This is a genomic window from Bradyrhizobium genosp. L, from assembly GCF_015624485.1.
GTDB lineage: Bacteria > Pseudomonadota > Alphaproteobacteria > Rhizobiales > Xanthobacteraceae > Bradyrhizobium.
Map to the genome: position 1 here is coordinate 4,237,693 of NZ_CP061378.1, position 15,198 is coordinate 4,252,890.

Annotated in this window: 18 protein-coding genes; 9 read left to right on the plus strand and 9 right to left on the minus strand. The window is 64.9% G+C overall.

All coding sequences use genetic code 11. The features are described 5' to 3' along the window. Positions 1-3: 3 nt before the first annotated feature. From IC762_RS19995 to IC762_RS20025, 7 genes are all read right to left on the minus strand, one after another. Positions 4-168 (minus strand): hypothetical protein, encoded by a 165-nt coding sequence (locus tag IC762_RS19995; protein ID WP_195783973.1) that lies wholly within the window; start codon positions 166-168, stop codon positions 4-6. 48 nt (positions 169-216) lie between these two features. Further along, positions 217-828, minus strand: coding sequence for an NADH-quinone oxidoreductase subunit NuoE (nuoE, locus tag IC762_RS20000; protein ID WP_195783974.1), 612 nt, complete (start codon positions 826-828; stop codon positions 217-219). 43 nt (positions 829-871) lie between these two features. Further along, on the minus strand, positions 872-2,068 hold the full coding sequence (locus tag IC762_RS20005; protein ID WP_195783975.1) for an NADH-quinone oxidoreductase subunit D: 1,197 nt from the start codon (positions 2,066-2,068) through the stop codon (positions 872-874). Next, positions 2,065-2,682 carry an NADH-quinone oxidoreductase subunit C gene (locus tag IC762_RS20010; protein ID WP_195783976.1) on the minus strand — a complete coding sequence of 206 codons (618 nt, stop codon included), beginning with the start codon at positions 2,680-2,682 and terminating at the stop codon, positions 2,065-2,067. The genes IC762_RS20005 and IC762_RS20010 overlap by 4 nt, the downstream gene beginning before the upstream one ends. An 11-nt stretch (positions 2,683-2,693) precedes the next feature. Further along, positions 2,694-3,284 (minus strand): NuoB/complex I 20 kDa subunit family protein, encoded by a 591-nt coding sequence (locus IC762_RS20015; RefSeq protein ID WP_433995841.1) that lies wholly within the window; start codon positions 3,282-3,284, stop codon positions 2,694-2,696. Beyond that, positions 3,275-3,640, minus strand: coding sequence for an NADH-quinone oxidoreductase subunit A (locus IC762_RS20020; protein ID WP_018271860.1), 366 nt, complete (start codon positions 3,638-3,640; stop codon positions 3,275-3,277). Before IC762_RS20020 ends, IC762_RS20015 begins: the two co-directional genes overlap by 10 nt. Before the next feature lie 214 nt (positions 3,641-3,854). After that, positions 3,855-4,370: a MarR family winged helix-turn-helix transcriptional regulator gene (locus IC762_RS20025; RefSeq protein ID WP_195783977.1), complete on the minus strand. Its 516-nt coding sequence runs from the start codon at positions 4,368-4,370 to the stop codon at positions 3,855-3,857. Between the two features lie 124 nt (positions 4,371-4,494). Between IC762_RS20025 and IC762_RS20030 the strand changes: the two genes are divergently transcribed. Then, positions 4,495-5,685, plus strand: coding sequence for an aromatic ring-hydroxylating dioxygenase subunit alpha (locus IC762_RS20030; RefSeq protein WP_195783978.1), 1,191 nt, complete (start codon positions 4,495-4,497; stop codon positions 5,683-5,685). 43 nt (positions 5,686-5,728) lie between these two features. Continuing rightward, positions 5,729-7,021, plus strand: coding sequence for a spinster family MFS transporter (locus IC762_RS20035; RefSeq protein WP_195783979.1), 1,293 nt, complete (start codon positions 5,729-5,731; stop codon positions 7,019-7,021). A 9-nt stretch (positions 7,022-7,030) separates the two neighbouring features. Here IC762_RS20035 and IC762_RS20040 read toward each other — a convergent pair whose 3' ends face one another. After that, positions 7,031-7,996 (minus strand): alpha/beta fold hydrolase, encoded by a 966-nt coding sequence (locus IC762_RS20040; RefSeq protein ID WP_246801110.1) that lies wholly within the window; start codon positions 7,994-7,996, stop codon positions 7,031-7,033. A gap of 53 nt (positions 7,997-8,049) precedes the next feature. Next, positions 8,050-9,063, minus strand: a complete 1,014-nt coding sequence (locus IC762_RS20045; protein WP_246801668.1) for a TRAP transporter substrate-binding protein — start codon at positions 9,061-9,063, stop codon at positions 8,050-8,052. 201 nt (positions 9,064-9,264) lie between these two features. Between IC762_RS20045 and IC762_RS20050 the strand changes: the two genes are divergently transcribed. From IC762_RS20050 to IC762_RS20080, 7 genes are all read left to right on the plus strand, one after another. Beyond that, the gene (locus IC762_RS20050) at positions 9,265-9,465 is read left to right on the plus strand and encodes a hypothetical protein (protein ID WP_195783980.1); all 201 of its coding nucleotides are present in this window, start codon (positions 9,265-9,267) and stop codon (positions 9,463-9,465) included. A gap of 340 nt (positions 9,466-9,805) precedes the next feature. Next, positions 9,806-10,795, plus strand: a complete 990-nt coding sequence (locus IC762_RS20055) for a UbiA family prenyltransferase (RefSeq protein ID WP_195783981.1) — start codon at positions 9,806-9,808, stop codon at positions 10,793-10,795. Between the two features lies 1 nt (position 10,796). Further along, the gene (locus IC762_RS20060) at positions 10,797-12,422 is read left to right on the plus strand and encodes a hypothetical protein (RefSeq protein ID WP_195783982.1); all 1,626 of its coding nucleotides are present in this window, start codon (positions 10,797-10,799) and stop codon (positions 12,420-12,422) included. Beyond that, the gene (locus IC762_RS20065; protein WP_195783983.1) at positions 12,415-13,053 is read left to right on the plus strand and encodes a haloacid dehalogenase-like hydrolase; all 639 of its coding nucleotides are present in this window, start codon (positions 12,415-12,417) and stop codon (positions 13,051-13,053) included. The genes IC762_RS20060 and IC762_RS20065 overlap by 8 nt, the downstream gene beginning before the upstream one ends. A gap of 105 nt (positions 13,054-13,158) precedes the next feature. After that, complete coding sequence (locus IC762_RS20070; RefSeq protein WP_195783984.1) at positions 13,159-13,359, plus strand: hypothetical protein; 201 nt, start codon at positions 13,159-13,161, stop codon at positions 13,357-13,359. A 17-nt stretch (positions 13,360-13,376) separates the two neighbouring features. Then, on the plus strand, positions 13,377-13,568 hold the full coding sequence (locus IC762_RS20075; protein ID WP_195783985.1) for a hypothetical protein: 192 nt from the start codon (positions 13,377-13,379) through the stop codon (positions 13,566-13,568). A gap of 232 nt (positions 13,569-13,800) precedes the next feature. Continuing rightward, on the plus strand, positions 13,801-15,066 hold the full coding sequence (locus IC762_RS20080; RefSeq protein WP_195783986.1) for a hypothetical protein: 1,266 nt from the start codon (positions 13,801-13,803) through the stop codon (positions 15,064-15,066). Positions 15,067-15,198: the final 132 nt, after the last annotated feature.

Sequence of the window (15,198 nt, forward strand, 5' to 3'; positions counted from 1 at the left end):
ACATCACCGATTGGCTTGGGAATAGGCGACCGCCGCGGCGCAGCAGCCGAAAGCCGCGGCCCACAGCAGGCTGTTTTCCAGCGCGGCGTTCAGCCCGTAGCGTTGCAGCAGAAACATGAAGCAGGCGGCCGCCGCGGTATGCAGCGCGATCGTGCGCCAGGCTTTCATCGCAGCCGCTGCTCCCCGTTCCATTCGCCCGCATCTGAACGCCACCCATCAGGTGACCTCCTTCAGCGTGGTCGGGCCGCCGGCGGGGGCCGAGAACTGACGGTCAACCTGCGGACCGGGCTTCGGCGGATTGCCGGCGGCGAAGCCGTCGAGCACCTTGCCGAAGCTTTCCTTGGTCAGGTCCTCATAGGTGTCCTTCCAGATCAGCACCATCGGCGCGTTCACGCAGGCCCCGAGGCACTCGACTTCTTCCCACGAGAAGGCGCCGTCCTTGGAGAGCTGGAACGGATCGTGATGGATGCGATGCTGGCAGACCTCGATCAGGTCGGCGGCGCCGCGCAGCCGGCACGGCGTGGTGCCGCAGACCTGGACATGCGCCTTCTTGCCGACCGGCGAGAGCTGGAACATGGTGTAGAAGGTCGCGATCTCGAGCATGCGGATATGCGGCATCTCGAGCAGGTCGGCCACCGCACGGATCGCAGCTTCCGACACCCAGCCGTCATGCTGCTCCTGCACGCGCCACAGGATCGCGATCGCAGCCGAGGCCTGCCGACCCGGCGGATATTTCTCGATCTGCTTCTTCGCCCAGGCGAGATTCTCGTCCGTGAACGTGAAGCTCGCGGGCTGCAATTCCTTCGGGGCAAGGCGGCGGACGGACATCGATCAAACTCTCAATTAGCGCGCGGTGCGGATGCGGACATCATCACCGGTCGACCTCGCCGAACACGATGTCGAGCGAACCAAGGATGGCGGAAACGTCGGCCAGCAAATGGCCCTTGCAGATGTGATCCATCGCCTGCAGATGGGCAAAGCCGGGCGCGCGGATCTTGCACTTGTAGGGCTTGTTGGTGCCGTCGGCGACGAGGAAGACGCCGAATTCGCCCTTCGGCGCCTCGACCGCGGCATAGACCTCGCCGGCCGGCACGTGAACGCCTTCGGTGTAGAGCTTGAAGTGGTGGATGAGGGCTTCCATCGAGCGCTTCATCTCGCCACGGCGCGGTGGCGCGACCTTGTTGTCCTCGACGACAACGGGCCCCTGCCCGTCTGATGCCTTCAGCTTCTGGACGCACTGCTTCATGATGCGCACCGACTGGCGCATCTCTTCCATGCGGATCAGGTAGCGGTCGTAGCAGTCGCCGTTCTTGCCGATCGGAATGTCGAACTCCATCTCGGCGTAGCATTCATAGGGCTGCGACTTGCGCAGGTCCCAGGCCGCGCCGGAGCCGCGCACCATCACGCCGGAGAAGCCCCACTCCCAGGCTTCCTTCAGCGGCACCACGCCGATGTCGACGTTGCGCTGCTTGAAGATGCGGTTGCCGGTCAAGAGCGTGTCGAGATCATCGACCACCTTGAGGAACGGATCGCACCAGGCGTCGATGTCGTCGATCAGCTTCGGCGGCAGGTCCTGGTGCACGCCGCCGACGCGGAAGAAAGCCGCATGCATGCGCGAGCCGGAGGCGCGCTCGTAGAACACCATCAGCTTCTCGCGCTCTTCAAACCCCCACAGCGGCGGGGTCAAGGCGCCGACGTCCATCGCCTGCGTGGTGACGTTGAGCAGATGCGAGAGGATGCGGCCGATCTCGCAATAGAGCACGCGGATCAACTGGCCGCGGCGCGGCACCGTGATGCCGAGCAGCTTCTCGGCCGCGAGGCAGAACGCATGCTCCTGGTTCATCGGCGCGACGTAGTCGAGCCGATCGAAATACGGGATCGCCTGCAGATAGGTCTTGTGCTCGATCAGCTTCTCGGTGCCGCGATGAAGCAGTCCGATATGCGGATCGACGCGCTCGACCACTTCGCCGTCGAGCTCCAGCACGAGGCGGAGCACGCCGTGAGCGGCCGGATGCTGCGGTCCAAAGTTGATGGTGAAGTTGCGCAGGTTTTGCGGCTGTTCATTCATGGCTTCGGCTCCGCCTTGGCCTTCTCGTCGCCGGGCAGCGGATAATCAGCGCCTTCCCAGGGCGAGAGGAAATCGAACTTGCGGAATTCCTGGTTGAGCCTGACCGGCTCGTACAGCACCCGCTTCTCCTGGTCGTCGTAGCGGACCTCAACGAAGCCGGTGAGCGGAAAATCCTTGCGCAGCGGATGGCCATCGAAGCCGTAATCGGTGAGCAGGCGGCGCATGTCGGGATGGCCGATGAAGATCACGCCGTAGAGATCGTAGGTTTCGCGCTCGAACCAGTCGGCGCCCGGGAAGACGCTGATGATCGACGGCACCTGGGTGGTCTCGTCGGCCTGGCCGCGCAGCCGGATGCGGGCGTTCAGCACGGGCGACAGCAGATGGTAGACGACGTCGAAGCGCTTCTCGCGGCCGGGATGGTCGACCGCCGTGACGTCGGTGAAGTTGACGAAGCGGCAGTTGGCGTCATCCCGCAGGAATTTGACGACGTCGATGATCTTGCCGATCTCGACATCGATGGTGAGTTGGTTGAACGCGACCGAGTGCGCGGTGGCGGCGCCCGGGAGCGCGCTCACGATCGTCTGCCCAAGGGCGTCGAGCTTGCCGTCGTCCATGACGTAAAACCTTAGCGTTCGATGGTGCCGATGCGGCGAATCTTCTTTTGCAGCAAGAGCACGCCGTAGAGCAGCGCTTCCGCGGTGGGCGGGCAGCCCGGCACGTAGATGTCGATCGGCACGATGCGGTCGCAGCCGCGCACCACCGAGTAGGAATAGTGGTAGTACCCGCCGCCATTGGCGCAGGAGCCCATCGAGATGACGTAGCGCGGCTCCGGCATCTGGTCGTAGACCTTGCGCAGCGCCGGCGCCATCTTGTTGGTCAGGGTGCCGGCGACGATCATCACGTCGGACTGGCGCGGCGAGGCGCGCGGCGCGAAGCCGAAGCGCTCGACGTCGTAACGCGGCATCGAGACCTGCATCATCTCGACCGCGCAGCAGGCGAGACCGAAGGTCATCCACATCAAGGAGCCGGTCCGCGCCCAGGTGATCAGGTCGTCGGCGGCGGCGACGAAGAAGCCCTTGTCGGACAGCTCGTGATTGACCTCGAGGAAGAACGGGTCGTTGGCGCCGACCGGCTTGCCGGTCGACGGATCGAGGATGCCTTTCGGAGCTTGCGCGATCGCCGGCTGCGAAGAGGTAGCGGTGGGGCTCAATCCCATTCGAGCGCGCCTTTCTTCCATTCGTAGGCAAATCCGACGGTCAGCACGGCCAGGAACACCATCATCGACCAGAACCCGGTCGCGCCGAGCTTTCCGAACGCCACGGCCCACGGGAACAAGAAGGCTACTTCGAGGTCGAAGATGATGAAGAGGATGGCCACCAGGTAGAAGCGGACGTCGAACTTCATGCGGGCGTCGTCGAATGCGTTGAATCCGCATTCATAGGCCGAGAGCTTTTCGGGATCCGGCGACTGGAACGCGACCAGGAACGGCGCAATCAGCAGTGCCAAGCCGATCAGGCTGGCGACCCCGATAAAGACCACAAGTGGGAGATAATTCTGCAGGATGCCGGTCATCGGCGAGGCCTTTTTGCTGCGGCTCAGGGGTGCCGCAGATTCGTTGATTGGAATTGTTCTTGAGGCTTTAGCGCAGCGCAACAGGGGGCGCAAGACAAGCTATTTTGACGCTTTTACCGCCGTCTCCACGGGCGCTCGGCCCGATCAAGCGTCGCTGCCCGCCTCACTGGGGCAACGCGGTGACGGCGTCCGGGAGCCCTGCACTGCCCCCATATCAGTCCAGCTCTTTCTCCACGGCGAGCATTTCGGCGGCGGTCGCAGCCAGCTGCTCGATATGTCCAAGCAGAACCTCAAGATCCCGCGGACTGAACTGTTCCAGCAAGCGCCGGTTGCGCTGCTGCGCGCCGGCCACGATGGCATCATGCGCGGCGAGCCCGGCTTTGGTCAGAGAGATCAGTGTCTCACGATTGTCACGCGGATTGGGCGCCTTGGCGACCAGCTTGCGCGCGACGAGTTCGGCGAGCGCCCGGCTGATCTGTCCCTTGTCCATGCCCACGGCCTCCGCCAGCCGAACCACGCTCATCGGCGGCCGACGGCCGAGCGAGGCGACCAGGCCGAACTCGACCGAGGACAGCCCGGTGAGGCGCCTGTAGCGCAGGATGGCGCCGCGCTTGAGCAGGTTCGCCACCACCATCAGCCGCGACGACAGCATGGCGGTGATCGGCGCCAGCTCGGCGTCAATCACGGTGTCCTGCGGCAGGGCCCGCGCGTTCTTCAGCTTCTCGGTCATGACCAATCTCTGCCAACAAAGCCGTGCGCTGCCAAGCTAACCAAGATCGTTGACATTGTCATCGATATATCGTTGATTTGGTCAACGGACCGCGAGCAATGCGGCCGCGGCGGGAGGACACAGCATGACCATCACCCAGCGGGATCGCGATCTCGGGACCGCCTATGCGATGAAGCCGTCGACCAGCCGGACCGAGCTCACCGCGGTGGCGCGCGGCACGCCGATGGGCGAATTGCTCCGTCGCTACTGGCACCCGATTGGCCTCGTCAGCGACGCCACCGATATCCCCAGGAAAGTCCGCGCGCTCGGCGAAGACCTTGTCCTGTTTCGTGACCGGCATGGCCGGATCGGACTGTTGCATGCCCGCTGCTGCCATCGCGGCACCACGCTCTATTATGGCAAGGTCGAGGACGACGGCATCCGCTGCTGCTACCACGGCTGGAAATTCGACACCGAGGGCCATTGCCTGGAGCAGCCCTGCGAGCCCGAGGGCGGCCTGTTCAAGGACAAGGTGCGCCAGCCCTGGTATCCGGTGCAGGAACGCTATGGCCTGATCTTCGCGTACATGGGCCCGGCCGAGAAAATGCCGGTGCTGCCACGCTACGAGTGCCTCGAGACCATGGACGAGGCTGAAATCGTCGAGGCCGACGATTCCTCGATCGGCGGCGGGGGCCCGGCCGTGATCCCCTGCAACTGGTTGCAGCATTTCGAGAACGTGGTCGATCCCTACCACGTGCCCGTCCTGCACGGTTCGTTCTCAGGACCGCAATTCACCACCATGATGGCTTCGATGCCCGAGGTGAAGTTCGAGACGTCGCCGCGCGGCGTCTCGGTGCGCTCGATCCGCAAGCAGGATGACGGCCGCGTGTTCTACCGCGTCACCGAGGCCGCCCTGCCCACGCTGCGCGTCGTGCCCAATCCGCGGGTCGCGCAATTCGCCCGCGTGGAATCGATCGGCTGGACCTTGCCGATCGACGACACCTCGTTCCGGATCTACGTCGCCGGCCGGGTCAAGAATTCCGGCGACATCGGCCGCATGCGCTCGAAGTTCAACGGCAAGTTCTGGTGGGATATGACCGAGCGGGAGCACCAGCAATTCCCCGGCGATTACGAGGCGCAGGTCGGCCAGGGACCGATGACCGTTCATTCGGAGGAGCATTTCGGGCAGAGCGACCGCGGCATCCTGATGATCCGCCGCATGCTGACTGATCAGCTCGAAGCGATGGCCGCCGGCCGCGACCCGATCGGGATCTCGTTCGACGCCGATGCGAAGCCGGTGGAGTTCGAGGCTGGGAACTATATCCGCGAGGCGTAAAGCCCGCGCGACCAAACGACAATAAGGACATCAGGGGGAAGCCATGGTCGACGTCGCACCACAAGCGACTGTGCAAGCGGAGGCCGCGGCACGCCCCTCCGCCCGCCGCTACTATGTGCTCGGCCTACTCACGATCATCTATGCGCTGAACTTCCTCGACCGTACGATCTTCAACGTGCTGATCGAGCCGATCAAGAAGGAGTTTGCGCTCAGCGACACCACGATGGGACTGCTCGCAGGCTTCGGCTTCGTGCTGTTCTATTCGCTGCTCGGCATTCCCATCGCGCGGATGGCCGACCGCCTGAACCGCCGCAACATCGTCGCTTTGGCCTTCGCGTTCTGGAGCGCGATGACTTATCTTTGCGGCATGGCGTCCAGCGTCGGCACGCTGGCGCTGGCACGAATTGGTGTCGGCATCGGCGAGTCCGCCGGCACGCCGGCGTCGCAATCGATGATCGCCGATCTGTTCGACAAGAACGAGCGCCCGCGCGCGCTCGGCATCTATGCCATCGGCACCTATCTCGGCGTCTTCCTCGGCTATTTCATCGGCGGTTACGTCAACCAGCATTATGGCTGGCGGACGGCGTTCTTCACCGCGGGCCTGCCCGGCATCGCGCTCGCGGCGGTGCTGTGGCTGACGATCTCCGAGCCGCGGCGCGGCGCGATGGCCGAGACCTTCAAGGCGGAGCCGATCGGGCCGACGCTGCGCTTCCTTAGTCTCCAGCCGAGCTTCGTCATCGTGCTGATCGGTTTTTGCCTGACGACCTACACCAACTACGCCACCGCGGTCTGGATCCCGCCGTTCCTGGCGCGCATCCATCATCTCACGAGCGCCGAGATCGGCACCTATGCCGGCACCTTCAAGGGCCTCGCCGGGATGGCAGGCACCCTGGTCGGCGGCCTCGTGGTGGCGCAGATCAGCCGCCGCGACGATCGCTGGAAACTATGGGCACCCGCGATCATGTCCGGCCTCGCCGGCCCGGTGTTCGCGCTGTGCATGCTGACGCAGAGCTTCACATTGATGGTTGCGATGCTGGCGCTGACGTCGTTCATGGTCGGCTTCCATCTCGGCCCGATCTTCGCGATCGCCCAGACGGTGGCGAAGCCGAGCATGCGCGCGCTCGCCTCGGCGCTCGTCCTGCTTACCGCCACCTGCTTCGGCCAGGGTGTCGGCCCGCTCGCCGTCGGCATGATCAACGACGCGCTGAAGGGCAGTTACGGCGTCGATGCAGTGCGCTACTCGCTGCTGTCGGCCTCGGTGACGACGACGCTTGGCGCCGTCCTCTTCGTCTGGGCCGCGCGCTGGATCCGATCCGACATCGCGCGCGCGGCCTGATTGGCGACCTCAACTCGCCATGAAGGCGAGCATGTCTGACAGCAGCTGCTCGCTGTGCGTCAGCGGCAGCGCGTGCGGTGCATTCGCATAGACGGTGAGCTTGCTGTCCTTGATTAGCCTCGCCGTCTTGGTGCCGGTCAGGGCGAGCGGTGCGCTGGCGTCGTTGTCGCCGTGGACGATCAGGCTTGGGCGATCAATCTTCGCCGCTGCCGCGCGCAGATCGGCGAAGGAGATCGTCTTGCGGCAGGCCAGCGCGACCGGCAGCGGCACGCTCAGCATCATCTGCCTGATCCAGGCCCGCGTCACCTCCGGCGTATCGGGCATAAAGAACGGCGCTTCGTTGGCGGCGATCCATTTCGAAAAGTCCTGCGCCATGGCCGCGTTCTGCGCGTCGATCATCGGCTGCGGCACCGCGTCGGGATTGTCTTCGGTCTTGACCAGGAACGGCGTCGTCGGCGCCACCAGCACCAGCCGCGCGATGCGCTCCGAGCCGTGGCGCGCGAGGTAGTTCACCGCCTCGATCGATCCCATCGAATGCGCCACCAGCGTGACGTCGCGCAGGTCGCGCTGCTCGATCACGGCGGCGACATCGTCGGTCAACGTCTCCAGATCGTAGCCGGTCATCGGCATCTCGGAGCGGCCGTGCCCGCGCCGGTCAGGCGCGACGCAGCGATAGCCCTTGTCGTTGAGGGCAACGATATGGCTGCCCCAGACGCTGGAATTGAACGTCCAGGCGGCAAGCAACACGACAGGCTTGCCCGCGCCCCAATCCTGCACGAACAGCTTTGTGCCGTCCTTCGCGGTGGCGTGGAGCGGCCGGGTCGCCTGCTGCGCACTGGCCGGTTGCGCACCCGCGACCGACGCCGCCGCCAGCGCGGTGCCGGCCAACGTTGCTTCGAGGACAGTCCGACGGTTCATCTCGCATCTCCCTTGCAGGTCGATCGGCAGCGGCAGTGCCGCCTTCTTGTCGATCATCGCAAAGGAAGATCGTGCGTGCGATTACGCGTCAGGTAATCGCAGGCGCGAGGTCATGTCAGCTTGCCCGTATACTTCTCCAGCGTCGCCCAGGCATCCGCGCCGTAGGTCTTCTGCCACTGGGCATAGAAGCCGGCCTTCACCAGCGCCGCCCTGAACTGCACCGGATCGGGCGTGTTGAAGGTCATGCCCTTCGCCGTCAGTTCGGCCTGCAATGAGCGATCCATCTCGACCAGATCCGCCCGCTCCTTCACCGCCGCGGCGTCGAACGCCGCGTTGATGATCTCGAGCAGGTCGGGCGGCAGGCTCGCCATGGCGCGGCGGTTGCCGAGGATCCAGTAGCCGCTCCAGCAATGGTTCGACAGTGCGCAGTATTTCTGCACCTCGTAGAGCTTTCCAGTCGAGACCTGCGCCAAGGGATTCTCCTGGCCTTCGACGATATGGGTCTGCAACGCCGAATAGAGCTCGTTGTAACTGATACTCGAGGGCAGCGCGCCGAGGCCGGAGAACAACGAGGTCAGCAGCGCGGTCACCGGCACGCGGATCTTGAAGCCCTTGAAATCGTCGATGCTGTTCAGCTGCCGGTTCGACGACGAGGTGATCTGGCGGAAGCCGTTGTCCCAGACCTTGCGCAGCGGCGTCACACCGGTCTTGGTGATGGCGTCGCGCACGAAGTCGCCGACGCCGCCATCCATCGCCGCCCAGACCTGATCGTAGGATTGGAACGCAAAGCCGATGCTGGGCAGGCCCGACAGCGGCACCAGGATCGACAGGGTCAGGCTCGGCGCCGCCATCAATTCGATGCCGCCGGCGCGGACCTGCGACAGCATTTCGGGGTCGCCGCCAAGCTGGCTGTTGGGAAACACCGTGATGTTGACCCGGCCAGACGATTGCGCAGCCACCGCCTTGGCAGCCTCGACCAGGCGAATCGTCAGCGGATGGGTTTCCGGGGTGTCTACGCCAAGCTTAAAATCGAACTCGGCCGCGGCAAGAACCCGTTTGCCAAACATCGTGGCGGCGACCGCACCGGAGCCGCCTGCCAGCAGGCCCCTGCGGGTCATCTTCATTGTTTTCATTATTATTTTTCTCCCAGACGCCTTCCCGCGCCGGCGGCCAATTTCAGCCCTCCGCCTCTGTGACGCAAGACACGGAGAAACCAATCCGCCCGTGGGATGAAACCATTTCCGGGAACCCACGAAACGATCCGGAAACAGATGGGCCTTACGAGTATCTGCAACACATGGCGCATAGACGCCTGGGAGGCGATCATGAACCACTCGATCCATTCAGCGGACCGTTCGACCCACCTCAAGATCGTGGTCGTTGCCCTCGTGGCCGGCATCGCGGTCGCGGCTTTCGGCATTTCGGCCCGCAACGCGGACTTCACCCAGACCGCCCAGTCGACTCAGGTCATCAAGGCCGGCAAGCCGGTGGTGATCACCTCGTCGGGCACCTCGACCGTCCGCTAACGACTTTCCCGACCTCGGCAGACAAAACGGCCGCCTCTGGCGGCTTTTTTGTTGCCTGAACGTCATCCGCTGAATTGACACAGCTGTCTCATTCCGGCGCAGGCATCGATCGGTCATCGGCGGGATCGGCGTCCTCCGTCGGGCAATGAACCAAGCTGCCGCTGGCCGCACGGAGCCAAAAGCCGCCGACGGCCCCGCCTCCCCGCAAGCGTTAACCGCGTTGCGCGCCTTTCCCCCGACTGACCGCCGCTCCGCAAGCCGCGGCACGATCGCTGCCATTCCAAAGCGTCTCCCCCCGCACGCGCCCCGATGCGGGACAGGCAGAGTTTGGAGGAGTGCGATGTCCGTTACCAATCACGCCCAGCCGACCGCCGGGATCGCCGACTACATTGCGATCGCCAGGCCCGACCACTGGATCAAGCATGTGCTGATCATCCCCGGCATCGCCTTCGCGCTGATCATGTCGCAGACCGGGCCGATCGAGGTCACGACGCTCGCCGAGCGCATCATGATCTGCCTGTTCGTCGCGATGGCGCTGTCCTCGGCCAACTACACCATCAACGAATGGCTCGACGCGCCCTTCGACGCCATGCACCCGACCAAGCGTTCGCGGCCCGCGGTGCAGACTGCGATGTCGCCGACCATCGTGTTTGCCCAGTACATCCTGCTCACCGCGGCCGGCATCTGGGCCGCCAACAAGCTCGGCTACGCCTTCGCCACCACCGCCGTCGTCTTCGCGGTGTTCGGCGTGATCTATAATGTGCGTCCGATCCGCGCCAAGGACCGCGCCTTCCTCGACGTCATCGTGGAGTCCCTCAACAATCCGCTGCGCTTCCTGTTCGGCTGGTTCGCCGTGGTGCCGGCGATCGCCCCGCCAACCTCGATCCTGCTCGCCTACTGGTGCGGCGGCGCCTTCCTGATGGCCGCCAAGCGCGTCTCCGAGCATCGCGCCATCGTCGAGGCCGGCGGCACCGCCAACCTTGCCGCCTATCGCCCCTCGTTCGCGGTCTACACCCATTCGAGCCTGGTCACGAGTTGCCTCGTTTATGCCCAGGGCTTCGCCTTCATGATGGCGATCTTCCTGTTGAAGTACCGCATCGAATATCTCGTCGTCGTCCCGATGCTGATCGCGCTGTTCGCTGCCTATATGCGTCTGGCGCTGACGCCGGATTCCGCCGCGGCGCGGCCGGAAGAACTGATGCGGCAGCCGGCGATGCTGATCGCGGCTGCCGTCACGATGGCCTTGTTCGGCGTGCTCACGTTCATCGACCTGCCCTGGCTCAATACGCTGACCAGCTCGGACCTGATCCATCTCAGCGGGATCCGCTAAAATGTCGATCGCAGCCCCGTTCGAGACGTCGAAGACCAATGTCGGCATCGTCACAGCGGCCCTGTTGTTCACAGGGCTGCTCGTGCTGCTGGACGGTCCGATCTGGCTGGTGAAACTGGTGCCGACCCAGGACGGGCCGGTGCATCTCGCGCAGGCCGATCTGATCGCCCGGTTCGGCTGGGGCGGCGCGCTCGCCGAGCCGGCGGCGTCGTTCTATCAGTGGAATCCGCGCATCGAACCGAATTCGGCGATCTATCTGCTGCTCGCCGGCCTGATCCGGCTCACCGGCGATCCCCTGGTCGCGAACAGCCTGTTCCTCAGCCTCTACGGCCTGCTCTGGATCGTCGCAGCGTTCGTCGCAGGCCGAGCCGAGACCGATCGACCAATGTTGCCCGCGCTGCTGTTGCTGCCGATCGCCTTCGGCGTCTTCATCCATTGGGGCTTCTACAATTTCGCGCTCGGCGTCCCGCTGTTGCTGCTGTTCGCGAGCTTCTGGCGCAATCTGGGCGGACGCCGCGATGCGCTCGCCTTCGTCGCGACCGCGCTGTTTCTCGCTACGCTCTACCTCACCCACATCACCTCGGTCGTTGCCGCCTGTCTGCTGCTCGCCGCCGACGGCATCGCGCGGGCGATCGCGACATTGCAGCGGCAGGATGCAAGGGCGGCGATGCGGCGATTGCTGCTCGACGGCGCCTGGGCGGCGGCTGCGGCGTTGCCGATCCTGCTCCTGATCGCAAGCTTCCTGCTCGCCTACCAGAACATTCCCGGCGAGACGGCGAGCGCCGAGGGCGGCATCACCCAGATCATCCGCCGCATCGCGGGTGCGACCTATCTCTACACCTTCACCTGGTGGGAGGTGGTGGCGCTGGCGCCGGTGCTCGGCGCGATCGTCGTGGCTGGCTTTGTGGCGCTGCGGCGCTTTCGATCCGGCGATCTCTTGTGGCCGGCTTTCTTCATCCTCGTGGCCGCGCTCTCGCTGCTCAACCTGAAGACCGGCTCGGCGCTGCTGTCGGAACGGCTTGCCCCCTATAGCGGGATTGCGATCGTGCTCACGATCGCAAGCCGCCAGGCCGCGCCTCGCCTGGTCCGCCTGCTCTGCCTTGCGGCACTGTCCGGCCTGGTCGGACAGACGGCGGTGCGCGCCATCGCCTACAAGAGCTGGGCGCCGGTGCTGGAGAGCGAGCTTGCCGCCGGCCGCGCCAATCCCGGCCAGACTTTTGCCAATGCCGACCTGATCGCCCAGCGCGACAGCCATTTGTTCGCCTGGCGCATCCGCCCGACGTTGCATGCGGCGCAGACCGCGGCACTCGCGGGCGGTGGCGTCAGCCTGTCGTCGACGCTGCCGTCGACGCGGTATTTCGGCTACTTTCCGCTGCAATACAACGAGACGCACGACTTCATGCGCGCCACGCCGGATTGGCAGGACGCGCCCGACGTGGCCTCAGTTGCCAGGTTCCGCGCCGCCAACCGCGGCGCGCCGCAGGTGCTGATCGTCTCGGCCTTGGACGACGACGGCGCCGCGTTTGCCAGCAAGTTCGGCTACGGCGACTGCCGGACCACCGACACCGGCGCGCGCGAGATCAATGTCTGCAAGACATCGACCCAGTTGAGCGCGGCGCATGACTGAGCTCCGACTCGATACCATGACGATCGACCGGCCGGCACCGCGGGCGACAAAGGCCGGCGCATCGAACGCGGTGCTCAGCCTGCCCAACACCGTGCCGCTGGTGCTCGACCTCGACGGCACGCTGATCCGGGGCGACCTGCTCTATCTCAGCTTCTTCTCGATCCTGCGCCGCAATCCGCTCGCCGCGCTGATGACGCCGGTCTGGCTGCTGCGCGGCCGTGCCGCGCTGAAACGGCAGCTCGCGCTGCGCAACCGGATCGCCTGGGACCGCATCATCCTGCACGAGGATGTCGTGGCGCTGGCGCTGCGCGAGAAGGCCACCGGCCGCCGCGTCGTGCTCGCGACCGCGGCCGACGCCGTGCTGGCCAACCAGCTCGCCTCCCGCCTGCCCTGGATCGACGAGGTGTTTGCCTCCGACGGCCGGCACAATCTGAAGGGTGCCAACAAGGCCACTCTGCTCCGCCAGACCTTCCCGCATGGCTTCATCTATGCCGGCGACAGTGCCTCCGACCTTGCGGTCTGGGCGCAGGCTGCGGGGATCATCACCGTCAATGCCAACGAAGCTGTGCGTAAAGCTGTGCGGGCGCTTGGAAAGCCGACCCTGCATCTGCCCGGCCGGCGCCTGATCTGATATCCTAATGACAGCTTAAAGTGACTGTTCGATTGCTACCCAGTCCGCGGCCCCAGTTTTAAAAATTGTTCCCTAAGGTCAGCGTCAACGAAGGCGTAGGCCACAATGAATTTGCAGCAGCAAACCGTTTCGACCGGCTTCAAGATCATCTGCACCGATTGCGGCAGCCTGTCGATCAAGCCGACCGACCCGGCGCGTGCGTCCGACGACACCATCATCGAATGCCGCCGCTGCAATGCCGTGCGCGGCACGATGGCCGACCTGCACGTGCTGGCGCGGCGCGGCCGCGACCTGTTCGAATTCTAACCCGCGCGGTCCGCTGGATGCTGTCAAATCCGAAAGCCGCGACGTCGAGCGACATCCCGATGGACACGATCTGGTCGATCCTCGATGCCGCCAACGAACTGGGCGACACCCACACCGTCGACGCCTGCCGTCGCGTCATCGACGCCAGTCTGCGTGGCGCCCTGCCGGGCCAATCCGACCTCGACGCGATCGCCGCATTCTTTGCCTGACCGCCGGCGCCGCCTTCGCGTAGCCAACAGCGATCGGTCGGATCACGTGTTCGCGAGCCGCGCACACGGCATTGACCCGACCGCGACGTGCGGTGCCGCAAGTGTCGGGAGAACGGGACAATCCGTCGTTCTGTGATCAGCAACACGGAAACAAAACGCACGATTTGGCCTAACTTGCCTCGGCTGAGGTTGCTGGCTATCAGTCCCGAGTCTTGCGGGACTGGACCGGCTGATGAAACTGACGCGCGATGATCTGCTGGTCGGGGCCACCATCCCCGCCTTTTTCATCGCCAGCGTCGTGTCGATGATCGCCTGCGGGCATGTCTTTCCGGCAATGCATTTCTGGCGTTCCGACAGCGTCACCGCCCAGGCCGTTCTCGGCACCGCCGTGATGCTGGTGTTCGTCCCGGCGTTCGTCGCCGCCAGATTCAGCTTCGGCTATCTCGTGGCCTTCTCGCTGCTGTCGGCCGTGTTCGGATTCGTCTGGCTCAGCTTCTTCAGCGCGTTCGATTATCCGCACACGATCGCGCGCTGGGCCATGATCGCCGCGCTGGCCGCATCGATGATCCCGCTGCTGCTGCAGAATTTTCCGCTCTGGCGCCCGGCTTTGTCGGAAGCGGCATGGGAGCGGATCGTCGTGCTGCTGCTCGGCGCGTCGTTTGCCGTGCTGGTCGGAGACGCCTTCTACGGCGTCCATCTCGGCGATCCCTTCGGGGCCGTACGCAGCACCATCACGCGCCCCCTGTTGCTGAACTATCTCACCGGCATCGTCATCGGCGCCGTCCTGCCCTATCTGTTCGCGCACTACGCGACGCGCAAACGATGGGGACTGGCGATCGGCGTGCTGCTGCTCGCGCTCTGCTTCTATCCGGTCGTCATCAACAAGACGGTTCTGCTGCTGCCGGTCTGGCTGCCGTTCCTGTTCTGGCTGTTCGGCCGCGTCAGTCCGCGCCAGGCCACCGTGCTGGCGCTTCTGATCCCGATCATCATCGGCTTGATCGCCTTTACCATCCTGCTCGCCGACCACCGCCTCGTGCTGTTCAGCGCCATCAATTTGCGGCTGATCGCGATCCCGTCGCTGGCGCTCGACCACTATGCGGACTATTTCGCCCACCGCGAGCTCACCCATTTCTGCCAGATCTCGGTCGTGCATTACGTGACGGGTTGCCGCTATGGCGAGCTCGGGCCGGCGCTTGCCCAAGTCTATCAGGACGGCAATTTCAACGCCTCGTTCCTCGCCACCGAGGGCATCGCCTCGGTCGGCCTTGCGCTCGCCCCGCTATCGGCCTTCGTGTGCGGCCTGATCCTGTCGGTCGGATCGATGGTCTCGCGCCATCTGCCGCCGCGCTTCATCGCGGTGTCCTCGGGCATCGCCGTCCAGGCGATCATGAACGTGCCGCTGACGACAGGGTTGCTGTCGAACGGGATCGCGCTGTTGTTTCTGCTGTGGTGGCTGACGCCGGAGCCGCAGACGGAACTGCGTCAGCAACCCGGCTAGCGAGCCGGGCCGATCCACCCGATCATCGCGCGCGGCCCTGGATGGCCACAGGAACTAAGGACGGCGCCGGGCAAAACCCGCGCCCTGTGCAGGATTTGCAACGTCCTTGACTAACGGGATGCAGGCCATTAT